This is a genomic window from Entomomonas sp. E7T21, from assembly GCF_058693955.1.
The window spans coordinates 1,670,019-1,695,066 of the sequence record NZ_CP191672.1 but is presented as its reverse complement, the minus strand read 5'-3'; the positions used below and the strand labels follow the sequence as shown (position 1 = coordinate 1,695,066).

Here is a 25,048-nt window from a genome sequence, read left to right as displayed (position 1 = left end):
AAATTACTACTAGTGAAGATAACTGAATAATTAAATACGAGGAATTATTTAGTGTATTTGAGCTAATCAAGTAACTAACTTATGTAGCTTACTTTTCTAAAAACTTAACTATTTTACTTCATTTTTTATTTAGTTAAGTTCATTGATTGGCAAGGCTTGTACATTATTAGCCAAGCCAATAAAAAATTATTTATAAAAATACTTGACAAGTATTTTTTAATAGTTATTAATATTAGGCATGGTTGGTTAGCGTTGCTAACACCTGCCCAGTGAACCTAGACCTTTAAGGTTCAGATACAACGTTGTTGTATGGTCTTAAGCTGATTAAAGCTCTCGGAAGCATCAGCGGTCACATTAAGTGATGAGGGTTTCCTAAAGACAAATATATTTTGTAAACAGTGTTTACAAAATTATCAAAACACCCACATGGGGAAATATTTTTCCCATTGGGTAAAAGTATTTCTCCATTTTTTATTTTTAAATTTGGAGAAATATCATGACTAATACTAATCAAGCTAATACTAATACTCAATCAACTGGTGGTTTAGTTTCTGAAGGCATCGGCTATGTAAACAACATTGAATGGAGAACCAAAGATGATGGCCAATCCTTTTTAGTGTGTAAAGTAGCTGCCATTACTGGTTCACAACAATACGTTTTTACAAGTTGTGTTGTGAATGGTGAACAAGCTAAACAATTGATTGCTCAATGTATAGAAGCGTCTCAGGCTGAGAATAAAATTCTAATTCGTTTTAAAATGAGTATAAATAATCTTTATGCTTATCAAACAAACGAAGGCGACCTTGGTGCTGTTATTAATGGTTCTTTATTTGATGTTTCATACATCAAAATTGAGAATCAAGTGGTGTACCAAAGATCTGCTGAGAATGGAACTCAACAACCTGAACAAGCCCCTGCTCCTCAACCCAATGCTAATAAAGGCAATAAGTCTTATCAAGCAAAAGGTAAAGGTCAGCAAAAAGGCAAGAATAACCAAGCTAGCAATAAACAACCTGCAAAACCTCAACAACAAGGTAATGCAAGTTATGGTAGCTTCGGCCAATTCGCGTAATTTGTATTCCCCATAACATCAAGGCCTCTATTGAGGCCTTTTTTATAAAGGTAGTTGTTGATGATGGTGTTAGATATGCCACTATGCAATCCTGTATAAATGCAGGTATTGAAGCATGGGAAATCTAAATCATTTATAAATTCTACTGCTTATTATTTAAACTCCTTGGGGAAATACCTACTCCTCATGGAAATTGGTGTTTCTCCTTTAATATTTTGGAGAAATACTATGTCTGTTTTAACCATCTCACAAAAGCAACAACCTATCAAGGTTTGTACTGAGGAAACAAAAACTCAAAGTTTAGAGGAAAAGTTACGCAAGTTATTGGTGTATAAAAGGCTCTATCATAATAGAGCTGAAGCAAAAATAAAGCATGATTTAGCTTTATTTAAGCAGTTTAATATAAACTCAATAGATATATTTTACTTAGATATACCTGAGACATTAATTCAATATCCTAATCTGTTTAAACAGTATGGATTATTAACGTTTCATAACTACTCTGAGTTTAATAAATTAACTGTCTTAGAGATAGAGACTGGCTTTGTTATAGGTACAGTGAATTTTTTACCAGCATTAAAAGATAGACTACGATTATTACGTGAATCTACTGAAACTTTTAATACCTATGATGAAGCAAAACAGGCTTTAGAAAGTTCTAATTGGACACAATGGATACTACTTCATAATTATGAAGAATCAATTATTGATACAGAGAATTATGATTGGTCACTTTTAAGAAGATAGTTATTTTTTAGTCAGCATATACAATCAAGCTAAACCAATAATACTTAGCTAATCATCAACCCAATGGGGGAATACTTCCCCTTGGGCATGGTGTTTCTCCAGTATTTAATTTCATTTTATTGGAGAAATATTATGCTCATAGAAGCTATAGCGTATGAAGCGATTGATAAACAACAAGGTTTTGGTGATACTGTAGATAGTGATATTTTAAATGGTATTGCATATTTTCAAGATCAACTTAAAGGAATCTATTTTCCACCTGAATATGATGGGCCAGTTTATAGGTCAAATATAATAGTTGACAAAGTAAAACCTAAATTTGTTGAACTTAAAACACAAATTAATCTTAAACCTGTTATGGAGGGAGTTTATCCAGTTTTGTCGGTAACTCTTGTAACAGGTAAAGTGTTAGAAAATGGTGACATACAATGGATGGTTCCGATTACTAATGGACCTATCGATGATGATGAAATATTTGCAGCTGAGGAGTTTATTAGCGCAAAAATTGATGAGTTAAAAGATAAAGATAATCCTGATACTAAAATGTTAGATGAACTGATGTATTTACAAGGATTTTATGAACCACACTTTCGTTTTAGTGGGCTTGTCCGAGAAGCTCTACATCAGCTCAATCAACCATTATTAGTGCTTGATATTGATAAATCAGGTAACTATGAGATTAAACTAACTAAAATTGAGTATAACACTTGTCATGACTGCGGAATTACTGACGAGACCGTAAAATTAGATGGTGATTATTATAAATGCGAGGATTGTATTCATTTTTTTTGCGGTTATTGGTATGGTGGTGAAGAAGATGAATGGGATTAGTATTTCTCCATTATCTATTTACCAGTTATTTTATTATTAAACTTTACCCATTGGGGAAATATGATTTCCCTATGGGAAAGTATTTCTCCAGTAACTACTTTATTTATTGGAGAAATATTATTATGTCTAACAAAGAACGACGTAAAGGAAATAATGATTCACAAGTTTTAGCACAGTTCCCTAATTTAAATATATCTGAGCTAATTAATTTATCAGCAATTGAATTAGCAGACAAATATCCAGAAATATTTAAATGTTATGGTGCTTTATCTTTTGCTTGTGATAAAGACTTTTATCCTTTATCAGTATCAGAGAGTGCAGCAGGTTTCTATATAGGTACGTGGAGTGATGATGGTCCTCAAAGAGAATCTGAACATTACTATGAAACTAAAGAAATAGCTGAGCAAGCTTTACAGGAAGGCAACTGGTCACAATGGTTTCCTTGGTATTGCTAATTAGAACGATATAAGACCTCATCATATGAGGTCTTTTTTATCTAAATAAACAAAGCGAATTTTTATTTAGATAATGTATTTAAATTATTAATATCCAAAATATTCATTATCTTCACTCACATTGATAATGAATATGTCCGAATCTCAACTACTAACAATATATTCTGAAGCCCAAATAGCTAATGCTAAAAAATGGGGCAATCGTTTTATTAAACTAACTGAACACATTGATCTCTTTCAAAAAAAATTTCTAATAGATTATCTGAGAATAACTAATCAACGCTTATTTTGGATCTTTCAAATTAATGAGCATGAGGTAGTTGCAAGATTTTATAATCATTATTTGTACTTTGATGGAAAGCTTGTCTGGTATCATACGGATTGTAACAGTAAAATATATAACCATAACAATCCATTCTCTAAGGCTCAATATATTAATCGTAGACTGGCTACTAAATATCGAGATTTAATACTGAAAAATGGTACTACAAAAGATATCCTCTTATTTGCAACAAGTTTTAGTTCAGACTCTTATTTATTTACTAAAAATATCGCTGAGCAAGTATTTAGTAAGCTAGCTAAGAAATATTTCCCTTATGTACATGAGCAGCATAATGCTCAAACAGTTAATTTATCAGAAATCCCACGTGCTAACCTCTATATAGCTCATTTTAGAAGGTTTGTCTTGGGTAAACAAAAATACTATATCTCTTTATTAGGCGCTCAATTAAAATCGTTTAACGCACTATTAGACCAACAAATATTAAAACTCATTAGAGGGGTACGTTGCCCAGATTATCGACTATATAATTGGTTAGCATCAGGTAACTCTCTATACAGATGCCAAGCATTAAAAGCCCAACCCCTTTTAATTAGTTATAGCCTTCTTTGTAATGAGGGATATCCTGAATACATGTATTCATTAGGGTTGTATTTTTTGGTATCAAATAAAAAAACACTCCTTCCTTGGTCTGAAATAGAGGCTATTCCAAAACCAAAAATTGTTAGAGGCAAGCATATAAGTAAAAAATACCCACTTCATGAAAGATATCATGTAGTCGGCAGTATTAAAGACTATGTTTATAATATTATTTCAACCACTGTTGATACAGGTCTCCCACTAAATGAAGTATTAGCAATGCTTTTTGCAAGTTCTTTAAAATCAATTAAAGCAATTGGTAAAGTTAGGATATATGACTTTGGAAGTGCGTTAAACTTTTTATATAATGATGAGCAATGGTCTTGGCTATTTACAGGTGTTACTCTTAATAATTTAACCCCAAAAAATAAAAATGAGTGGGATACTTGGAAAACTGTTTATAGCTTTTTTGAACACTATGAAATAAAAAACTGGTCTGTTTTATTGAAAGGGATAAAACAGCCCTTCTCAAAAGAAAGAATTGCTGAGTATAATGGTATTAAAGCAGATCTATCTGAAATACTCTCTAAAATCACCAATCATGGGGATTATCCAAATAGATGTAATAAGCTTCTCTCATTCATTAAACATCATGCTACCTTATCACAAATTAAAAATATAATTAATGAATACCATGATATATCAGTCACTATAAGAGATGAGCTATTAGCTAATCATGAAACCATGAGTAAAAATACTCAATGGGTAGGTATGTTAGTCTCAAACAATATTAAAACACCCAATGGATTAATAATTAAAGAGCTATTAACACCTTTTGAACTAAAAGAAGAAGCTAATAATCTTTCTCATTGTGTAGATGGTTACTATTATGAAACCTTCTCAGGTGAGTCAAGAATTTTATCTATACAAGATAATGGTCTCTCATTAGCCACTGCTGAAATGTGTTTAGAAACAGATATTAGAAAAAAAAGCTTTAAAGTCATTATTAAATGTTGGCAATTTCGTGGTTATGATAACAAGCAGCCCCCACAAAAAGCACAAGAAGCCTTTAATTGGTTTCTAAAACAGATGCAAAGCAATAGATTAGAAGTTAACTCTTATTGGCCTGATGAAAGATATAAAATAAAAAATATAGAACACGTTCATCATGAACTATCCAAAAGAATAGCTCAATGGATTAACAAAAGAATTGCACACTTAGCTAAATAAAAACGACCAATTTTTATTTAGCTGCTTTAAAAGTATTGTTCCTATGTAACAGTTAGCTTAATGGTTTTTCACATGGAGCTAACTTAATGCAAAAAATATTATTCGTTTTATTATCTTCTCTTACCCTATTTGGATGTACTTCTACTACGTCTAAAAAAGCACCTTCTTCAGCCGTTCAACATGAAGCAACGATTATCAATCATAATTCAAGCAGTAATCGTAACCCTGAAGCATTAACCCCTGATCTCTACCCTGAAGGTGCACAGCCCACTCCAGAACCTGTTATTCGCTATGGTCGATATAATCTCACCACAGCCAAGCCAACGGCTGAACAACAGGATTTAATGGCTCAGATTATCACGACTAACATACCAAGTAATGTCAATAATCCAACGGTTAAAGATGCGATGAGTTATGTGATGACCCGATCAGGATATGATCTGTGCCCTATCACTACCAGTAAAGAGGTGCGTATTCTCTATACACGTTCCTTACCTGCTGCACATTATAAGTTAGGTCCTATTACCCTTAGAAATGCCTTACAAATCCTTGCAGGACCTGCCTATAAGGTTCAGATAGATGAAGTAAATAGACGTGTTTGCTTTACTGTAAGGGATGATTATCAACTCACTCAAATAGCCTCACCAAAAGTAACCCAAGCTGTTAAAGCTCCTGAAGTAAAGAAAGACCCCACAGGAGCAAAATAAATGAAAGACATATTAAATAAGCTCTGTAATTTTTTAGATAGTAAGCCTTTTATTTACACTTCCATCGCTTTGCTATGGCTTTTTATTGCCTACCAAACATATTCCAGAGATAACTTATCTGATCAAATTAAGGTACAACAAAATCAGCTTACTGAATTAAATGAACGTATTTCCAATGATAAAGAGCAGATTAATGTATTAGTCCGTGATGGCCAAAGTACTTATAAGACTGTTAAAGAAATGGAAAAAACAGTGGTAAGTTTATCTAGACGGACGGATGAAGTTCAGCAGTATCAATTAGATCAAGCCTTAAACCAAAAACGAGAAGATGATAATAGACCTAGCTTTGAGGATTTAAGTACCCTGCAAAACCAAATGAGTACCTTACAATTTCAGTTAAAAGACTTAAATCAGAGAGTCTATGAGTTAAATAAAACTAATATTACAGCTGCTATTAATAAACAACATCAAACAAGTCCACTAAGTATTACCGTTGACTCCCCTGCTATAGCACAACAAAAAAAGCCTGTAGTAAAAACCTTAGTTCCTCCTTTCTCAGTGCTAGGTATTGAGTCTCGTGGTGGAGAGTTGTTTGTCTCTGTTGCTCCTTCTAAGTCATATAGTCTGAATCAAATTAAATTATTACGCACAGGTGATAGTTACCGTAGTTGGCAACTGAAAAGCATTAGAACAAATGCAGTTGTATTTAATGTAGGTACTCGCCAACAAGTTATTACTATTCGTTAATGGAGTTTAATCATGTTCAACAAAAAAATAGTGTCTATCGTTTTATTAAGTATTACCACCTCTTATACGTACGCTAAATTGCCTACGCCCAATTCTCCTACAATGCAAACACAACAAACTGAACAAAAGCTTGGTAGTGTTAATCAAAGCTATTCCTCTATTACAGAGAGTACCCAAAAAAAATACCAAGAAGAACAAGCTGCTCGGTGGGGAGTCACTGAGCAAGAGTGGCAAAAGTTTGAGGAGATTAAGAAGGGACCTCGTGGATATTGGTCGCCTAACCTAGATCCCTTAACAACACTAGGTATTGAAGCTGAAACAGATGCAGAACGTCAAAAATACGCTGAACTACAAGTAAAGATGGAGTTTGAACGTGTCGAAAAAGAATTAGCTTATCAAAGAGCTTATACAGCAGCATTTAAACGCCTTTACCCTAATAGATTACCTGTAGAAAATTTAGGTAAAGCTAAAGTCACTAATGACTCTATGTCTGTAGCAACAAGCCAACGTCTCTCGGTATTTATCAAACAAAATTGTGCTACGTGTGATAAGCAAGTCAAAGACCTTCAAAAAACCAATGTAAACTTTGATATTTATATGATTGACAGTAATAACGATGACAGTGTTATTAGGAAATGGGCAACTAAAACAGGCATTACACCTCAGAAAGTTCTTAGTAAATCAATCACCCTTAATCATGGTTCTAAGCTCTGGAAAACAGTAGGTAATGACAGTATTCCCTTACCTGCCACATTCCAAGAGGTCAACGGACAATTAGTTCGTAGTAAGTAATTAACTGTTTCGGCTCATAGACAGGGATGTCATTTTTTTATTAGGTAATCTCTATGTTAAATATAAATAGTATAAATACTTTTTTTATCAGTATATGTCTTGTTTGTTCTAGTGCAATTACAATGGCTAATCCAGATAAGCAGCTTACTGTAGTAGTTGATCGTAGTAATAGTTCAGCTCTTAAATACTACCAATCTTTGAATGTGCAAGATAATTCAAAACCTATCAAAAAAATACCTGCTCTAAACATTAAGCCAGTCAATGAAGCTGCCATGTTACCCATTATTAGTGACAAACTTTCTCCTGGTAAAGTTGAACCAAGAGTTATCAATGCTAATGGACTTATCAGGCCTTTTTTTATGATAGGTGATGATGACCTATCAGTAGCTTGGTTAAAAGAACGTGTCGTGGCATTAGAAAAGCTACAAGCAGTCGGTTTAGTGGTTAATGTAAAAACTAATAGCAGCTTAAATCAGTTAAAAAAACTAGCTCCTAATTTAATGATATTACCTGTTTCTGGTGATGATATTGCTGATCGTTTAGCACTCTCCCACTACCCTGTATTAATTACTGCCACAGCCATTGAGCAGTAACCAAAAGGCTTTTTACGAGGGAAAAGGCTATGGCAAAAAAGCATATACTTGAAACTAAACTAAGACCACCTGTTGAACTCTATACAGCTGCTGTATGTTTTAGTTCGGCAGGTTTATGTTTATATTCTCCTTGGGCTTTTGCCCTCACCCCACAAATTGGGATTTACACTGCGTTAGGCTTTGGTGCGTTTGGTGCAGTGCGAGCTAAAGAAGGCTACGAGGTGTTACGTTATCAACGTAATATTAAACGTTTACCTCGTTATGAAATGACCTCTAAACAAGTACCTGTTAGCAAACAATACCTTTTTATGGGTAAAGGTTTTAAATGGACTAGAGAGCATACTCAACGTTTATTGGATGCAGAAGATCCTAATGTTCAGAAGTATATTACGCCTTCGGGTTTATTTAATTTTGCTCGTTATTTAGAAAAGAAACTTGAAAATACCCCGTTATCCTCTATTGCTAAGTTTACCCAAAAAGATGCCTGGTATAACCCAGTGCGACCATTACCCCCTGTTGGTGGTAAATCCACTATACATGGTGTAGAACCGAATGAAGCAGATGCTTATTTACCTTTGGGCGAGCGTGTTGGTCATACCGTTGTTTTTGGTACGACTCGTGTGGGTAAAACTAGGCTTTGCGAGCTCTATGTAACCCAAGACATTCATCGTGGTGATGTGGTTATTGTATTTGACCCGAAAGGTGACGCTGATCTTCTTAAACGTGTCTATGCAGAATGTAAACGTGCAGGTCGTTTAAATGAGTTTTATATGTTCCATCTAGGCCACCCTGAATTATCAGCTCGTTATAACGCGGTAGGACGTTTTGGACGTGTTTCTGAGGTAGCTTCTAGGGTAGCAGGTCAATTAAGTGGATCGGGTAATAGTGCAGCATTTAAAGAGTTTGCTTGGCGATTTGTGAATATTATTGCTAGAGCCTTAGTAGGCCTTGGTAAACGCCCTGATTATGCACAAATTGCCCGTTATGTGATCAATATGGATGAGTTATTTGTTGAGTATGCCATGACGTATTTCAATAAACATCAACCTAATGCTGCTGAAATAATTGTAAAAATTGAAGGCAGTATAGATGAAAGAAATCTACCTTTTAATATGAAAGGCAGGGAAAGACGGGTTATTGCTATTGATCAGTATATTTCGGCCTCTAAAACCTATGAGCCCGTGTTGGATGGTTTACGTTCAGCAATACGTTATGATAAAACTTACTTTGATAAGATTGTGGCTTCCCTACTGCCTTTACTTGAGAAGCTCACCTCTGGTAAGACCGCTGAATTATTAGCTCCTAATTATTCAGATTTAACGGATGATCGCCCAATCTTTGATTGGATGCAGGTTATTCGTAAACGTGGTGTGGTGTATGTTGGCCTTGATGCAATGTCGGATACAGAAGTTGCTGCTGCTGTGGGGAACTCGATGTTTGCTGATTTAGTATCCGTAGCAGGTTGGATTTATAAGCATGGTATAAATGAAGGTTTACCAGGCGCAGCTGATACTAAAAAAATACCTATTAATATTCATGCGGATGAGTTCAATGAGTTAATGGGCGATGAGTTTATTCCTTTAATCAATAAAGGGGGGGGTGCAGGTATTCAAGTGACTGCTTATACGCAAACCCTAAGTGATATTGAAGCACGTATAGGCAATGCGGCTAAAGCAGGTCAGGTAATAGGTAACTTTAATAATCTGCAAATGCTTAGAGTACGTGAACCTAAAACGGGGGAGTTACTCACTAACCAATTACCTAAAGTAAATATTTTAACCAATACCCTCGTATCGGGTGCTACGGATGTAGCAGATCCAACAGCCAATACAGAGTTTACATCCTCATCACAAGATCGTGTTAGTCAAACCAGTGTACCTATGCTAGAACCTGCCATTATGACTAAGCTACCTAAAGGTCAGATGTTTTCATTGCAAGAAGGTGGAGAATTATGGAAAGTAAGAATGCCATTACCTAAACCCGATCCTGATGACATTCTTCCTGAAAACCTTCAGGACATTGTTAATGATATGCGTAATACCTATAACGCCAGTGCAGGTGAATGGTGGAAATCATCAATAACAGGTCCTACTACCATTGATGGCTTTAATGAGCTAATACAATCCTATACTGATATACCTGCAACAATACCTGATGAGGTGATTGATCAGGATTTTTTAAATGATATTTCTATGACTAATCAAGTACAAGAGCCTATAGCGCAATATGATTATTTGGATGAATAGTAATGTTTCCTATGACTAATATAAACAATACCAAAACTGTTATCGAATCTATCACCCTTTTTAACTGTGAAGATCAAAGCTCTCCTTCGGAGTTGTTACAACAAACGGTGAGTAAAGAAAGCCTATTTAAATTGGACTCTGAAGAAATGCTAATAGATGAATTACAGAAACTTGGTTTTTTACCAAGAAAGGTGGATGTGCAGTTAGGCAACAAGTATACCAATGAATTAGAGTCACCTAAAGAAGCATTAATGGTAGAAGATCCCTGTGTAGGCTCTGTTTTACTGTATTTAAATATAGATATTTCTAGTATTCATTAAGGAATCACTATGTCTAGCTCAGTCAGTGCCGCAGAAAATGTACAAAATAAACGTCAGGGAATGTTAGGTAAACTCATTAGTTTATTGATACGTATTTTTATGATTTTACTATTTTCTTTATTCTTATCGGTTATTTTTGAATGGATGGGCATCTATTTCTTCTGGAATAACGAGGGATGGCACCACAGTGAGCAGATGTTTAAAGTGGAGTTAGGATGGCTTAATGATAGTTTCAAGCAATCGCTATTAATGGCTGAACCTGTCACTACTGCCCATTGGTTATTAGATCAAGCTTATACATGGGGATTTGAGAAAACTGGCTTTGTTGAGTTTACCCAAAAAGCGCGCTATAACAGTATGTATGGTAGTGATATAAGTAGCACCTTATCTTCAATCTATATAACCATTGAAGATTATCTAATGGCCATTATTTATGTCACATTAACATTTATTGTTAGATTAAGTGTTCTAATCTTATCTATTCCATTATTTGCATTGGCTTCCCTAACAGGTATTACAGAAGGTTTAGTAAGACGGGATCTACGTCGCTTTGGTGCAGGTCGTGAGTCTAGCTTTATCTATCATCGAGCTAAACGGTATATTCCAACATTAACTGTTGCGCCCTGGTTAATTTATTTATCTTGCCCTATTTCTGTAAACCCATTGTTAATACTGATGCCTTGTGCTTTTGCACTTGGTTTAGCAATTACTATTACTGCTGCAACGTTTAAAAAATATTTATAAGGAGTTCTTTATGGCCATTCAACACACTTCTAGTTATTTAGTTGTACCTCACACTATTGAACAAAAATCAGGATTTATAAATAAACTGTTTAAGAACAAAGAACAGCCTAAAACACCTGAGACACTGTTATTTAATAATCAAATCCAAGAACACATGAAACATTATGAAGAACAAGGCTATGAATTAGTGAGTACTCAAGCCCTACTCCGCGCAATAGATTTATTGCCAACGGAGCAAGGTATTACTACTGGATCTGCTTACAATATTACGGATGGGATAGTGTTTTTTTGGAAAAGAATTAAATAACCCAATCATTAGCATTTTTTCGGGGTACTTTACGGTGTGACAACAAGACTGGTTCACCCCAATTAAAAAGGGATACAGATACTCTTTGCTTTTTCCCAAAAAACAAAGTATTAAAAAAAGCTTTAACACTTCCCCAGATAGGCAGTTCCAAATCTGCCATTAATGGATAACCTTTAGGGTATTTCTTTTTTTCAAACCAGTAAGTTAGTCTTGAATAAATAAACAAAAGCCACATTATTACGCCTGTGGAAACTGAACTTAATAAATAACTAGGTATTTTATCCATATCATTTATCAGCATATCAAATCCATAATTTACATAGATAAACCCTAATGCTATAAAACAAACAGGCATTGCATTAAAAATCAATATGAGCATAAAAAAAGCAATAAATCTCTCTGATAAAGAAGCTTTAGCTTCTAAGGCTGTCTGATCTATTGGCTCCTCCTGTCCTGAAAAACGCCCACAAATATTAACAGGTACATAAGGATCGCTAGTTACAAATAACTGAATAACAACATATTCTTGAGGATTAAGAAAATCAAATCTTAACCTTAACTTATTTGTTTCAATCTTTTCTAAACTACAGCTTATCTCCTCATATACTGGAATTACATCATAACCTGCTAGTTCAGTATTTTTATCTATTTCTATAATTAATGGATTTTTTTTAGGGAAATCTTTTTTGGTAATCGCCTGATTGCCTGTATTCCAGATTAAAAGACCAATTACATAAATACCTTTATATTGATCCCCTGCTTCATTTACTATTTTAAAAGGAATTACTTCAGGCAACTCCGCTACAATACACCTATTAATAATCTTTGCCTCTAATTTTTTAAAAGGATGAGATTTCTTTTTCCCAAAAAAAGCAGGAAATAATCTGGCAATTTTTAATAAAGGTGACAATAATTCTGAAAAAAACATCATTTTTTCTTCTCCTTTCGGGATTTCAGTATAATTTGCACCTCTCTATCATTTTTTAACTGCTGAAAAAGTTCATCAACTTCTTCGTAAGGGTAAGGTTCTGCTCCATGAAGAAATCTCTTAGCAGACAACTCATAATAATATTTCATGTTTTTTATTTTATTTTTGGCATCATTCCTAATAGTTTTAATAGGAGTTAAATTTGAAGAAGATAAGTTATCTTTCAGTTCACTAGTCAGATACTCTTTAAAATCATTTCTACTTTTGCGTTCTTTAAGTGAATATAGCAAATGAGACATAAAAATTATACATAACTGTTGACTTATAAAAGACTTAAATTCGGATGCAATACTCTCCATTGCCCTTGATATATCATTTGTATAAAACAAAATATTATAAAAGTCCATAAACTGCTTAATATAAATATCTGCAACCTCTTTGTCAGTTGCTATTAGAAAACCAAAAGGACTTCCCATAGGTATTTCTACAGATTCTAGAATACCTAGACCATTGCAACTTGCTAATACCACACCAAAATTATTTTTAGTATATTTATTAATGTCTATAAAATATGGAATAAGCTCATCCCATTTCACAAGTTTATTAGTGGATGAAATCATTAAGCCTAAATTACTCTTATGACCATGACACTCGAAGTGTAAAATAGGGAATTCTCCTTCTTTTTTAACATTCTCGTTTATCTTTTCTAATAAATTTTCCAACATTGGTTTATTATGGATTTTACAATACTTAAGGGTAAATGATCCGTTATTGCCAGTAAGATTTTTAAGAAGAAGCTCTGCTGTATTTATCCTATCTTTACAATCTTCCACAGCCTCTTGAGGTAGTTCAATAATTTTATCCTCACCACCAAGCATATCTATAATATAAAGATGCGAGAATTTAAATTTTATCTCACCTAGCTTTTTTACTCCTTTGTCCATAATTATAACTCCTTTATAAAAGCCATTCATAATACAATTAAAATTAATCAAGTACTTAAGAATTAAATATATCCTTTCTAAATAAAAATGACCAATTTTTATTTAGACACTGTTTTTGTTCTGTTTTTATTAGATCCTCATTAAGCACTGAAACATCATTTATTGGAGTTTGTTTAATGAGCATTTTTATAAGATCTTTCATTATTATTTTTAGTTTATTTAGTTTTAATGCAATGGCAGGTTCAGATTATGAACGTGAGCAACTGCGTTTAATGTTAATTCAATTAGATAATATTGATGTCTTAGCAAGTCAGAGTAAGGCTAATTCAACTACTTCTGTAAATGATCGTTTTAGTTTTGATTACCCTGGACTAAAAAAAGATATACAAGCTATTCGTCAAGGTCTTTTACATTACCTTGAACCATCACGTGCTCAACCGAGACAGTTATTTGAACTTAATACAGATTATCGTATTGATAACAAGGGATCTGCTCATGAATGATGCACAAAGCAGCGCATTCCAAAATGCTGCGGGTTTTTCGATTGATCGGTTAAGTCTCTTAAATTCAGCCTTTATCGCAACTATTGCTTTCTTATGGGCAGCATGGACTGTTGTTACTTTATATAGAGGGTGGGCTTCAGGAAACTTAACTTTTGCCAAACTCAGTGGTGGTGTAATTCGTATAGCCTGTGGTCTAGGGATCTTCTTTTATGTTGTGCTTTAGGAGACTCAATGCATGTTAAAACGATTTAAACAAATGAAAAAAGAGCATTTAGCTTTAATTATGTGTGCCCTAGCTTATGGTAATGCACATGCCAAATTACCTGCGGTGCAAAATCCTAACGATTCAGGTGGCTTACTGGATCAGATTTTTGAATGGATTAAAGCAGGTTCTAATATCATCGGTATTGGTATCTGTGTCATTGCTTTTATCGCTGTAGCTTGGTATGGCGTAGCTGTTTACTCTGATGTACAAAAAGGTAAAAAAACTTGGGCAGAACTGGGCATGTGTATCTTAGTGGGTGCTGTGCTAATTGTGATTGCTATTTGGCTTCTTAACCAAGCTAATGAAGCAGCTTCAAGTCGATAAGGGGTTCTGTTTATGGAAGAACGTGACTTCTACAATCATGAAGGGACTGTTACTTTCATACCTGAGCGTCTCAACAAGTTCCCCGTAGTATTACGGGGACTCACCTCTGATGAGTTAATAGTGACCTTTGTTGCAGGGTTAATCGTAGGTACTGTGATCGGTATTATGGTTTTTATCATTGTAGGTAAGGCCTTTTTAATACCTACCTCTATGATGCTTGTTACTGCCATTGCCTTATGGATTACCTCAACTACTTTAAGACGCGCTAAACGTAATAAGCCAGACACCTGGTTTTATCGAAAAATCCAGTGGACTGCCCAGTTTGGGTGGGGGTACCAATTGGGTAAGGCACTCATTATTCGTTCGGGTCATTGGTCTATCAGACGTACAGAACCTTTTCGTGAAAAACTTATTAATAAATTAAATCATTTAGACGAGGAAGAACAAGTCGATGAGTAAATTTAAAAATGCTTCTGATGCTAAAGACTCTCATATTAAGACACTTAGAATAGTTATTTTAGCTCTATTTATTCTATGTTTGTATTTAGGTTATGGGTGGTCTAAATCTCCAGAAAAGCTAACCGTACATGTACCTCCAGATCTTAGAGCAGGTAGTACACGTTTATGGTGGGATATTCCACCTGAAAATGTGTATGGTTTTGCATTGTATTTATTTACCCAAATCAATCGTTGGCCGAGCAATGGCGAGGTTGATTACAAAAATAATATTAATGCTTATCAGCATTTTATAACGCCTAAGTGTAAGGCAGTGCTTGAAGATGATTACGAAACACGTAGTTATGCAGGTGAGCTCCGTAATCGGGTGCGTGGCGTGTATGAAATTCTAGGGCGTGGCTATGCAGATAATCCCACTCATCGAGTTAAGCAACTGGATAGGAATACTTGGCAAGTCAATCTCGATTTAAATGCTGATGAATACTATCTCTCTGAGCCAGTAAAAAGAGCAGTTGCCCGTTATCCACTGCGGATTATTCGGTTTGATACAGATCCTGAAAGAAATCCGTATGGCTTAATGCTTGATTGCTTTATCACCACACCTCAGAAACTCGAAATACCAGAGGGGAAATAGATAATGTTTAGATATGTAAAACATTTAAGATATATAAACTATGTAAAAAAGTGGTTAATGTTAGGCTTATTCACAATATTACCAATAACAGCTTCAGCTGTAGAGATATTAAAGTGGGAACGTTTACCCCTTGCAGTCCCTTTAGTATTAGGTCAAGAGCGGGTTATTTTTTTAGATAAGAATGTTCGTGTTGGTGTTGATGGTTCTCTTAGAAATAAGCTTAGAGTGCAATCTACAGGTGGAGCATTGTACTTATTGGCCAATGATCAGATCGCCCCTTCTCGTCTGCAAGTACAAGTAGTGGAAACAGGTGAAATTATCCTGATAGATATTGCTACTATTGAGGGTGATCGAGCACTTGAACCTGTGCGTATCATTGACGCTAAAGATGCACAGCTAAGTCTTACAGATGATGAGCAACAATACCATGATGCACAAGTAGCAAAGTCAATTAAAACCCCTGCCCCTATCGCTTTAACTCGTTATGCTGCTCAATCTTTGTATGCACCACTACGCACTATTGAACCCATACCAGGTATTAGTCGAGTACCTATTAGAGTTACGCAAGCACAATTAAAAACATTACTACCCACCTATCCTATAGAAGCTAACGCATTAATTGCATGGCGATTAGGTGATCATTATGTAACGGCTATTAAGCTTGTTAATAAAGGATTTACTAAGATCAATTTAGATCCTCGTAAGCTTCAGGGTAATTTTTATGCAGCTACTTTTCAACACAGTTACTTAGGTGAGATTAAAACTGCTGAAGATACCACCACACTCTACCTAGTGACTCAAGGTGCAGGGCTTGAGCGATTTCTATTTACTTCAATAAGTAAGACAAAGGAGTAATAGCACCATGAAAAGCAATGCTATTTTAAAGTTTATTGTAGTAGGTGTGATCGCTTTTATATTAGTTCTGGTATTAGTTCCTAGTGGTAAAAAAAGTGGCTCTTTTGCTGATGATCCCTCATTACATCTGTCAGCCGATGAAGCCAAAGCATTAGGTATCGAAGGAGATACTGCAAAAGATACATTAGCTACGCTATTAGGTCAGATGAAACAAACCCGTCGGGAAATTCAGGATGTAAAGAATAAGAATGATGAGTTGTTAAAAGAGAATGATCGCTTAAGAGCAAGAGAATCTGACTTTACTGGTCGAATTAATAAGGCAGTTTCTGATGCAACAGCCAATGCACGTGAGGAAATTCTTAAAGCACAAGAAAATGCCAATAAGGAGTTTAATACCAAAACCAAGGGCATTATGGATAAGTTTAATTTCCTTCAGGGCAAGATCGGTGATTTAACAAGTAATCAAAACGCTCAGCTACCTATTGGTGGCTCTAACTTAGCCAATGAGGATAATGAGCCTAAAGGTATTATTTGGGTTGAACCAGATGATGCTATTGTTGTTGACCCTAGAAATAATCAAAAGAATACTGGCTTTGCTTTTCCTAATGCCTTTGGTAGTACTGTATCAGAAAAGAACAAAAGCTTTAATGACAGTTTAGATCAAGTAAAAAAGCCACTTGAGCTACGTAAAGTACATTACTCAGATGAAGATCGTTTAAAGGATGAGAAACCTGTGTATACGATTGCACAAAACTCTACTTTTGTGGGTTCCACTGCGATGACTGCATTGATCGGTAGAGTACCTGTTAACGGTACAGTATCAGATCCCTACCCTTTTAAGGTGTTAGTAGGTAAAGATAATCTAGCAGCCAATGGCTTTGATTTACCTGAAGTGCATAGTGCAGTGATGTCAGGCACTGCTACAGGTGATTGGACATTATCCTGTGTACGAGGTCAGATTGACTCCATTACCTTTGTATTTGAGGATGGCACTATTCGCACGGTGCCAGAACCTGTTAAAGCTTCACGTTCCAATGGTAATAATAACACCAGTAATACCAATACTAGCAAAATCAGAGGTGGTTTAGGGTATATCTCTGATCCTGTGGGTATTCCTTGTGTCAGTGGTGAACGCAAATCCAATGCTAAAGAGTACATTGGTACTCAATCATTAATTACTGCGGCAGGTGCAGGTTTAGCTTCTGTATTAAGTAAAGATGATAAAGGCAGTAATGGCGGTTATTACAGCAGTAATAACAGTACTTCTAGTGATCGTAATGGTGCACTTAATACTATTTTATCGGGTGGTGTTGAGGATGTACGTAACTGGGTTAATAAACTCTATGGTGAGGCCTTTGCAGCTATCTATGTACCGCCTCATGCTGAGATTGCAGTGCATATTGACCAAGAAATTATGATTGATTATGAACCTAATGGTAGAAAGGTAAGACACAATGCATACACTACAAAAAACAGTTCTCTTGATTAGTTTAGCTTTGGTATTAACGGGTTGTTATACCTCTAAGGATAAGATGTTTCCTAATGATGGTAAAACCATGATGGAAGTCTTTAATAGTTCAGGAACGGGTACTAATCAACAACTATTAGATACCCGATCAACATTAAGACGCTCTGTAGATATTCCCCATGAGCTACAAGAGCCTTATACCCGTACAGCCATTAATGAAATTAATAGCCAATTTCAACGTTTGCCCAACCCTGACTTGGTGATGTATGTATACCCTCACTTAGCAGGTGCAGAGCAAGTGCCCGTACCAGGATACTCTACTGTTTTTCCCCTTTATAGCAAAGTGCAATATGCCATGCCTGGTGAACGTAAAGAGGATTATTAAATGTTAGATAAAGTAAAACAGTTTTTATTTACTAAAAAACAGGTAGCAGCGCAGCAAACTGAAACGACTGAAAACTCTAGCACTAACGCTAATCAATCAATATCATCATGGCGTAATCCCAAGCAACCAAGAGCTACTAAATTAGATGAACAAGAGAAAATCTATTCCCATCAACCAGGGTTCTCTGATTTTTTACCTTGGGTGGAGTACCTAGAAGATGGGCAATGTTTTTTATTAGAGGATGGTAAGTCCGTAGGTGCGATCTTTGATTTAGTGCCTATAGGCACTGAAGGAAGAACCTCGGATTGGTTACAAAATGCCAGAGACATTGTTGAAGATGCGCTACAAGACAGCTTTGATGAGCTAGACACAGAACCTTGGGTGGTGCAGTTCTTTTGCCAAGATGATAATAATTTTACTCCTTATTTAGACCAATTAGCTGATTATATAAAGCCTCAAGCCAAAGGCTCTACTTATAGTGATTATTATTTAGCATTGACAGAACTCCATACTCAGTCAATCACTAAATCAGGTGGTTTATTTGTTGATAACAAAATTACTAAATTGCCTTGGCGTGGTCAAAATAGATGTACTCGTTTAGTCATCTATCGTTGGTTACTACCTAATCATAAGGTAAAAGAAGGTCAACAGTCTCCAGAACAATTACTTAATCAAACCTGTGAAAAAGTCACTGTAGGTTTAGCAGGTGCTTCTATTAAAGCCAATCGGATGGATGCTAAAGGTTTTTATCAATGGTTAATGCCTTGGTTTAACCCCAGTCCTAAATTAACCGATGATGACCCTATTCAGTTTTACCGTAAAGTACCTTACTTAAACCGTAAAGCCAATGATCCTGATGATAATGAGTTATTAGACTTACCTTTTGATCATGATTTTGCTGAACGTTTATTTTTTAATGAGCCACGTTCTGATATTGAAAAAGGTTTATGGTACTTTGATGATGTGCCACATAAGATTGTAGTGGTCGATCAACTGAGAGACCCACCCAAAGTAGGACAACTCACAGGGGAAATTCAGGTAGGTGATCAGTTAAATGCAATGTTTGATAGACTACCTGAAAACACTATTTTATCTATGACAATGTTAGTTACACCACAGGATGTATTAGAGGATCATCTTAATTTACTCTTTAAAAAAGCCATTGGCGATAATATCGCTTCTACCACCACCCGTAGTGATGTAAACAATGCTAGAAGCCTTATTGCGTCCAAGCATAAGTTGTATAAAGGTACCATTGCTTTTTATGTGAGAGCAGACGATGAAAAGCACCTTAGAAAACGTATTATTCAGCTGACTAATATCATCACCAATGCAGGACTACAGCCTGTGCGTGATGGTGAAGAAGTAGCAGCTTGTAATTCGTATATTAGATGGCTACCAATGGTGTTTAATCCTAATGAGGATCGTAAAAATTGGTATACAAGGTATATCTTTGCTCAACATATTGCTAATTTAGCTCCTTTATGGGGCAGATCAGTGGGTACGGGGCATCCCTGTATCTCATTTTTTAATCGGGGTGGCTCTCCAGTCACTCTTGATCCATTATCCCAATTAGATCGAGCCATGAATGCTCATATGCTTATCTTTGGTCCTACAGGTGCAGGTAAGTCAGCTACCTTAGTAGCCATTATTATGCAAGCAATGGCTGTGTACCGCCCTCGTATTTTTATTGTTGAGGCAGGTAATTCTTTTGGTCTGTTAGGTCAGTTCTTTAAATTACAAGACTTAAGTGTCAACCAGGTTTCCTTAAAACAAGGCTCTGGTATTACTTTAGCACCTTTTAATGATGCTAAGTTATTAATTGAAAAACCTGATGTAGTGGCTACTTTTGAAGTAGATTCCGACAAGCCTGAAGATGATTTACCCACTAGTGAGGAAGAAGATGAAGCAGACTCGCAGCGTGATATCTTAGGTGAACTAGAAATCATTGCAAGACTGATGATTACTGGGGGTGAACCTAAAGAAGAACACCGTCTTACTCGTGCTGATCGCTCCCTAATACGTCAATGTATTTTAGATGCAGCAGCACTTTGTGTAAAAGAAAACAGGGCTGTGTTAACAGAGGATATTTATAAGGCCTTAAAACTAGCCTCCCAAGACCCTACTCTACGGGAAATTCGCAGCGAACGCATTAATGAGATGGCTGAGTCTATGCTACTGTTTACGCAAGGCATGGATGGGGAGATATTTAATCGTGAGGGTGTGACATGGCCTGAGTCAGATGTAACGGTTGTGGACCTTGCTACTTATGCTCGTGAAGGTTACGAAGCACAGATGGCCATTAGTTATATTTCCTTAATGAATACCGTTAATAATATTGCTGAACGTGACCAATATTCAGGTCGTCCGATTATTATGATCACCGATGAAGGGCATATTATTACTAAAAATCCCCTGGTAGCTCCTTATGCAGTCAAAATTACTAAGATGTGGCGTAAATTGGGTGCATGGTTTTGGCTCGCTACACAAAACTTAGCTGACTTTCCTGATGCAGCTGAAACCATGTTGAACATGATCGAATGGTGGTGCTGTTTAAATATGCCACCTGATGAGATCAATGCTATTGCTCGATTTAAGAGCTTAAATGAACCACAAAGGCAATTACTACTTTCAGCCTCTAAAGAACCCCGTAAATATACTGAAGGCGTCATTTTATCTAAGCGTAATGAGCTTATGTTTAGAGCTGTACCACCTAGCTTAGTATTAGCACTTGCAGAAACTGAGCCAGAGGAGAAGAAAGAACGTCATGATTTAATGAAACAACATAACTGTTCTGAGCTTGAGGCAGTATTTATTAAGGCTGAAATATTAGACAAGGCAAGAGGTGTAGCAACACTACCTTGGAAACATTTTTTTGAAACTAAGGAATAAAATAACTTAGATTTATATGATTTTATCATTGATACGCTAAATATTTTTTTATAAACGATTTACTTTAATAAATAATGGAAAAAATTATATATGACTGATTTTACAAAAAAGCTTTATGACAGGATTGCTCCAGATATTAACTTAGATAAAGCACGAGAAAGTTTAGCAGTAATAAAGGACGAACATGATAAGCTTTTAGCAGAATCAGGTGTGGATACAATGCTGCTTAATGAAATGATAGAGAACGATTTACAAGGGTCAATAGAAAATATATGCTCGGGGGTACTAGTTGATACGGTAGGTATTTTAACAGTTAGTCGTTTAATGGTAGATTATAAGCAGCCTTATGGTACTAGAAAGGATGGGTGTGAGTTATTAGCACTACTGGCAGCTTTTGATCCTGATCTGGGCTATTGGTATCTACATATAAGACCTTTACCTAATCAAAAAAATATTGAAAGACCAAAGTATGCCGCTTCACTTATCTGTTTAAGTGTTTATTTGGATGGTTATAGTGATTATTTTTTTGATAAATTTTATCACTGGATAAAGCAACCTAATGTCCTTAAACAAGAGATGAAAGTAAATAAAAAAGGAAATCTAAAAGATTTCATTCAACATAATGCATACAAAGAGTACGATAATTTCACTAGTGTATTGGCTGAGTTTGAATTAACTATGGAGGAGTTTTATTTTAATAGGCAGGATTCACGTTTTGAGTGCTTATTTGAAGGAGATGAGGAGGTTGGCTACTCAATTTTACCACTTAATGAGAAAATAAAATCACTCTATCTTAGTGGCAATGAATAGGTGGCTTCATTCGATGTGGTATAATTCTTTTACAATTATATATTTTATAGGAATAAGTAATGAACAAAGCAGAACTGGTTAAAGCAATAAGTGAAAAAGCAGACATTCCTAATACGCAAGCAACTAAAGTACTAAATGCTTTTTTAGAAACGGTAACTGAAACCTTACAGCAAGGTGACTCATTAGTTTTAGTAGGTTTTGGCACATTTACTGTAAAAGAAAGATCGGCACGTATGGCACGTAACCTACAAACTGGCAAGCCAATTAAAGTACCTGCTAAAAAAGCCCCTCTATTCAAACCTGGCAAGACTTTAAAAGACACTGTTAATACTGCTTCAGCTAAAAAGTCTAAAAAGTCTAAAAAGAAATAATTTTATAATAGGCCCAGTTTTAACTGGGTTTATTTTTTAACTTTCCTACCTCATGATACTTAAAATAACTGGGTATTTTTTGAAATTTAAATATATCTATCTAAATAGATTCTCTATTTTTCTTTATATTATCTTTTTTATGCTAAGTGCATGGTCATTATATTATCCTGATAAAGCCATCGACTGTATTCCATTATTAATCGCTGTTTTTGGCATGATACGCTATGTATCTTATATAAAAGACTTTAAACTACGGCTTAATTTTAACAGTTCATTAAAATCAGAAATTGAGAAAACTATTAATAAGTACGTTTCTAATAATATTGATTGTGCTGTTATTAAAGAACAACTCTGCTTGAAAAAAACCTATAAACGAAAAATATCTGCTAAAATTACTTATTCAATAGATAACCAGATTATAGATATCTACTATTATTGTGATGGTTTTGGGTATCCATTAAAAAATAAAATATTAATATAAGGAAATGGTTAATTATGTTTGGTTTATTTAATCTATTCAAAAAAAAGTACATCTATCCTAAACGAACTATTCCTCAATATTCTGGTTACAATCTTTTACTTGCTGAAGAAATAGTACTGTTAAGAGAGTCACTAAAACAGCATGTTTCTCCCCCTCCCCCTGATCTTATTGAGCACACTAGTACACGCTTAGTATGGCGTATTTCTCTTACTGGTAAAGAAGATCAGTATATGAAATATGATAAGCCAAATTATGTTCATGATAACGATTTTTTAGTATATGTTGATACTGAACTGCTTTACTTGCTCTTGCTAAATGATGCACTAATTTCTAATGATAAGACGAATTATTCTTGTAAGCTCAGGAGAGATTTACCAGATGATGACAAATACCCATATGCAGAAGAAGGATTTTCTAAAGGTATTACATGGCCTGTTTCTTTAGCAACTATTAATATGGATGTAGTAGAAAATAAACCTTCAATATCTTTTACAGATGGTATAACTAGAACTATATGGCTTATTGCTAACTATGCCTCATCATTTCCTGTGTATACTAATAGTTTAGACAGTGCTAATAACTTAAATATTATTGCAGGATTAACCGATGAGCCAATATCAGTGTGTGACATGTTTAAAAACACATAATATCTCGTGCTAATCATTAGTATATCCACTGTTTGACAGTGATCTATTTATTTAGATACTATGCCAAAGCATGAATACGCATTTTTTACTTACCTTCTTCAATAAGATCGGCCTAAGTATTAGTATTAAGAATATAACCATAAATAGTTAACACTAGATAATATGAGGCATATCTATGTTTAAGGCGACTAATAGCATCCATTTTAATGGGAATGGGTTAGATACTTCTGCTAAGTTACAAGCAAAGCATTATTCTAATAAATACATCATTTAAAGACTATGCTATGCTAAAACAACAACTTTATATATTTTTTCTTTTATGGTGTTTTATTTTTTCAGTAAATGCACAGTCAATAAATAAGGTATCATGGCCAATAAATTGGTCTCAGCAAGAAATTGGATTAGATATAAAGCTTACTACTCATATTAAAAAAGACTCAAAACTAGTTGCCACCCAGATTCCAGATAAAAGAAGTGAAAAACTCTATGTACTAGATGAGTTTGCACTACTACCTAATATCAAGAGTACCTTATATGCTGATAAAAATAAGCTTGTGCTAGTAAACTATTCATCTAGTGGAAAATATATTGATCACCGTATTGTTGCTGCGACATTAAAAAACTATCCAGATACACCTATATATTCCATACTCAATACCCAAGAAAAAACCATTATGCTATATGCCTACAATAATTTTGGTTCAGATTATGATGAAACTCCAATAAAAATACATTCAGATGGCCACTTTCAAGACCTTATTTCAACTATTAATATGGAGCTAAATGTAACTTCTAATGTTGCTCTTATTGGCTGTAATAGCTATGGTTTAGATGGTTTATATCCTACCCATGAGAGATGGTTATTAGTTTCACCCTATCAACAAATAGCTAAATCAATAACTACTTTAAGGTATGGTTATGATTTTATTGGGTCACACATTACCTTAATAGACGAACCCTATGAATATCCAGGTGACGATACACCATACCTTCTAGCTTTTAAAGGGAACGATACACCAGAAGATATACTGTTTTATCAGTCACAAAATATGTCCCTGCAACAACTAAATCAGCTAAAACAACAGCTTAAACACACTCAATGGTCAGAGCTTATAGATGGTAGAAAGGATGGTAATATTATTTCAGAAACTAAAGCTACTATTCAGCAGATTAATGAACAATTTCAATTAATATACCTTCAATATAATGAAGGTGGTTTTCTGATCACTAGAAATAAAGATACTATTTCATCTGTTACTCATGTACAACGATATGACTTATTTAAAATAAATAATAAATTATATCTTGTAACACACCTATCCTCAGAAGGTGCAAGATATGTTGTTTATGAGATTACTAATAATAGTCTTATACAACTAGAAGATTTTACAATTGCTTGTTGTTAATGTGGTAAATAACTGCCTATTAGACGATG

The 25,048-nt window shown here is 34.9% G+C and carries 29 protein-coding genes; 27 read left to right on the top strand and 2 right to left on the bottom strand.

The window, feature by feature from the left end; genetic code table 11:
• Positions 1-496 precede the first annotated feature (496 nt).
• The 13 genes from ACQVD9_RS08230 to ACQVD9_RS08170 all read left to right on the top strand — a co-directional run bounded on the left by ACQVD9_RS08230 (position 497) and on the right by ACQVD9_RS08170 (position 11,650).
• Positions 497-1,072, top strand: a complete 576-nt coding sequence (locus ACQVD9_RS08230; RefSeq protein ID WP_264745568.1) for a DUF3577 domain-containing protein — start codon at positions 497-499, stop codon at positions 1,070-1,072.
• A 228-nt stretch (positions 1,073-1,300) separates the two neighbouring features.
• Positions 1,301-1,819: a hypothetical protein gene (locus ACQVD9_RS08225; protein ID WP_264745567.1), complete on the top strand. Its 519-nt coding sequence runs from the start codon at positions 1,301-1,303 to the stop codon at positions 1,817-1,819.
• A 132-nt stretch (positions 1,820-1,951) separates the two neighbouring features.
• Entirely contained in the window at positions 1,952-2,650 is a 699-nt protein-coding gene (locus ACQVD9_RS08220) for a hypothetical protein (protein WP_264745566.1), read from the top strand.
• A gap of 122 nt (positions 2,651-2,772) precedes the next feature.
• Entirely contained in the window at positions 2,773-3,105 is a 333-nt protein-coding gene (locus ACQVD9_RS08215; RefSeq protein ID WP_413774147.1) for a hypothetical protein, read from the top strand.
• A 133-nt stretch (positions 3,106-3,238) separates the two neighbouring features.
• The gene (locus tag ACQVD9_RS08210) at positions 3,239-5,194 is read left to right on the top strand and encodes a PcfJ domain-containing protein (RefSeq protein WP_264745565.1); all 1,956 of its coding nucleotides are present in this window, start codon (positions 3,239-3,241) and stop codon (positions 5,192-5,194) included.
• An 86-nt stretch (positions 5,195-5,280) separates the two neighbouring features.
• Positions 5,281-5,901: a PFGI-1 class ICE element type IV pilus protein PilL2 gene (pilL2, locus tag ACQVD9_RS08205; RefSeq protein WP_264745564.1), complete on the top strand. Its 621-nt coding sequence runs from the start codon at positions 5,281-5,283 to the stop codon at positions 5,899-5,901.
• Positions 5,902-6,648 carry a hypothetical protein gene (locus tag ACQVD9_RS08200; RefSeq protein ID WP_264745563.1) on the top strand — a complete coding sequence of 249 codons (747 nt, stop codon included), beginning with the start codon at positions 5,902-5,904 and terminating at the stop codon, positions 6,646-6,648. It begins immediately after the preceding gene.
• Positions 6,649-6,660: 12 nt separating this feature from the next.
• Positions 6,661-7,440, top strand: coding sequence for a TIGR03759 family integrating conjugative element protein (locus tag ACQVD9_RS08195; RefSeq protein WP_264745562.1), 780 nt, complete (start codon positions 6,661-6,663; stop codon positions 7,438-7,440).
• A gap of 122 nt (positions 7,441-7,562) precedes the next feature.
• On the top strand, positions 7,563-8,033 hold the full coding sequence (locus ACQVD9_RS08190; protein WP_264745561.1) for an integrating conjugative element protein: 471 nt from the start codon (positions 7,563-7,565) through the stop codon (positions 8,031-8,033).
• 29 nt (positions 8,034-8,062) lie between these two features.
• Positions 8,063-10,279 carry a type IV conjugative transfer system coupling protein TraD gene (gene traD / locus ACQVD9_RS08185; protein ID WP_264745560.1) on the top strand — a complete coding sequence of 739 codons (2,217 nt, stop codon included), beginning with the start codon at positions 8,063-8,065 and terminating at the stop codon, positions 10,277-10,279.
• A gap of 11 nt (positions 10,280-10,290) precedes the next feature.
• Positions 10,291-10,599: a hypothetical protein gene (locus ACQVD9_RS08180; protein ID WP_264745559.1), complete on the top strand. Its 309-nt coding sequence runs from the start codon at positions 10,291-10,293 to the stop codon at positions 10,597-10,599.
• 9 nt (positions 10,600-10,608) lie between these two features.
• A complete protein-coding gene (locus ACQVD9_RS08175) occupies positions 10,609-11,343 on the top strand; it encodes a TIGR03747 family integrating conjugative element membrane protein (RefSeq protein ID WP_264745558.1) in 735 nt (244 codons plus the stop codon).
• A gap of 10 nt (positions 11,344-11,353) precedes the next feature.
• The gene (locus ACQVD9_RS08170) at positions 11,354-11,650 is read left to right on the top strand and encodes a hypothetical protein (RefSeq protein ID WP_264745557.1); all 297 of its coding nucleotides are present in this window, start codon (positions 11,354-11,356) and stop codon (positions 11,648-11,650) included.
• Here the strand turns inward: ACQVD9_RS08170 and ACQVD9_RS08165 are convergent.
• Positions 11,643-12,560: a hypothetical protein gene (locus ACQVD9_RS08165; protein WP_264745556.1), complete on the bottom strand. Its 918-nt coding sequence runs from the start codon at positions 12,558-12,560 to the stop codon at positions 11,643-11,645. The genes ACQVD9_RS08170 and ACQVD9_RS08165 overlap by 8 nt on opposite strands.
• Before the next feature lie 17 nt (positions 12,561-12,577).
• Entirely contained in the window at positions 12,578-13,522 is a 945-nt protein-coding gene (locus ACQVD9_RS08160; protein WP_264745555.1) for a hypothetical protein, read from the bottom strand.
• Between the two features lie 176 nt (positions 13,523-13,698).
• On the opposite strand from ACQVD9_RS08160, the gene ACQVD9_RS08155 reads away from it, so the two are divergent.
• The 14 genes from ACQVD9_RS08155 to ACQVD9_RS08090 all read left to right on the top strand — a co-directional run bounded on the left by ACQVD9_RS08155 (position 13,699) and on the right by ACQVD9_RS08090 (position 25,019).
• Positions 13,699-14,025, top strand: coding sequence for an integrative conjugative element protein, RAQPRD family (locus ACQVD9_RS08155; RefSeq protein WP_264745554.1), 327 nt, complete (start codon positions 13,699-13,701; stop codon positions 14,023-14,025).
• Positions 14,018-14,248 carry a TIGR03758 family integrating conjugative element protein gene (locus tag ACQVD9_RS08150; RefSeq protein ID WP_264745553.1) on the top strand — a complete coding sequence of 77 codons (231 nt, stop codon included), beginning with the start codon at positions 14,018-14,020 and terminating at the stop codon, positions 14,246-14,248. The genes ACQVD9_RS08155 and ACQVD9_RS08150 overlap by 8 nt, the downstream gene beginning before the upstream one ends.
• A 12-nt stretch (positions 14,249-14,260) precedes the next feature.
• A complete protein-coding gene (locus ACQVD9_RS08145; RefSeq protein WP_264745552.1) occupies positions 14,261-14,614 on the top strand; it encodes a TIGR03745 family integrating conjugative element membrane protein in 354 nt (117 codons plus the stop codon).
• A gap of 12 nt (positions 14,615-14,626) precedes the next feature.
• Entirely contained in the window at positions 14,627-15,073 is a 447-nt protein-coding gene (locus ACQVD9_RS08140) for a TIGR03750 family conjugal transfer protein (protein WP_264745551.1), read from the top strand.
• Entirely contained in the window at positions 15,066-15,704 is a 639-nt protein-coding gene (locus ACQVD9_RS08135; protein ID WP_264745550.1) for a PFL_4703 family integrating conjugative element protein, read from the top strand. Before ACQVD9_RS08140 ends, ACQVD9_RS08135 begins: the two co-directional genes overlap by 8 nt.
• 3 nt (positions 15,705-15,707) lie before the next feature.
• A complete protein-coding gene (locus ACQVD9_RS08130) occupies positions 15,708-16,559 on the top strand; it encodes a TIGR03749 family integrating conjugative element protein (RefSeq protein WP_413774146.1) in 852 nt (283 codons plus the stop codon).
• Between the two features lie 7 nt (positions 16,560-16,566).
• The gene (locus ACQVD9_RS08125) at positions 16,567-18,048 is read left to right on the top strand and encodes a TIGR03752 family integrating conjugative element protein (RefSeq protein ID WP_264745549.1); all 1,482 of its coding nucleotides are present in this window, start codon (positions 16,567-16,569) and stop codon (positions 18,046-18,048) included.
• Positions 18,014-18,412, top strand: a complete 399-nt coding sequence (locus ACQVD9_RS08120; protein ID WP_264745548.1) for a TIGR03751 family conjugal transfer lipoprotein — start codon at positions 18,014-18,016, stop codon at positions 18,410-18,412. The genes ACQVD9_RS08125 and ACQVD9_RS08120 overlap by 35 nt, the downstream gene beginning before the upstream one ends.
• Positions 18,413-21,304 carry a conjugative transfer ATPase gene (locus ACQVD9_RS08115; protein WP_264745547.1) on the top strand — a complete coding sequence of 964 codons (2,892 nt, stop codon included), beginning with the start codon at positions 18,413-18,415 and terminating at the stop codon, positions 21,302-21,304.
• A 90-nt stretch (positions 21,305-21,394) separates the two neighbouring features.
• Positions 21,395-22,114, top strand: coding sequence for a hypothetical protein (locus ACQVD9_RS08110; RefSeq protein ID WP_264745546.1), 720 nt, complete (start codon positions 21,395-21,397; stop codon positions 22,112-22,114).
• A 59-nt stretch (positions 22,115-22,173) separates the two neighbouring features.
• Complete coding sequence (locus ACQVD9_RS08105; protein ID WP_264745545.1) at positions 22,174-22,485, top strand: HU family DNA-binding protein; 312 nt, start codon at positions 22,174-22,176, stop codon at positions 22,483-22,485.
• Positions 22,486-22,564: 79 nt separating this feature from the next.
• Positions 22,565-22,966 (top strand): hypothetical protein, encoded by a 402-nt coding sequence (locus ACQVD9_RS08100; protein WP_264745544.1) that lies wholly within the window; start codon positions 22,565-22,567, stop codon positions 22,964-22,966.
• A gap of 14 nt (positions 22,967-22,980) precedes the next feature.
• On the top strand, positions 22,981-23,613 hold the full coding sequence (locus ACQVD9_RS08095) for a plasmid fertility inhibition factor family protein (protein WP_264745543.1): 633 nt from the start codon (positions 22,981-22,983) through the stop codon (positions 23,611-23,613).
• Between the two features lie 284 nt (positions 23,614-23,897).
• Positions 23,898-25,019: a hypothetical protein gene (locus tag ACQVD9_RS08090; protein WP_264745542.1), complete on the top strand. Its 1,122-nt coding sequence runs from the start codon at positions 23,898-23,900 to the stop codon at positions 25,017-25,019.
• The last annotated feature ends 29 nt before the right edge of the window (positions 25,020-25,048 follow it).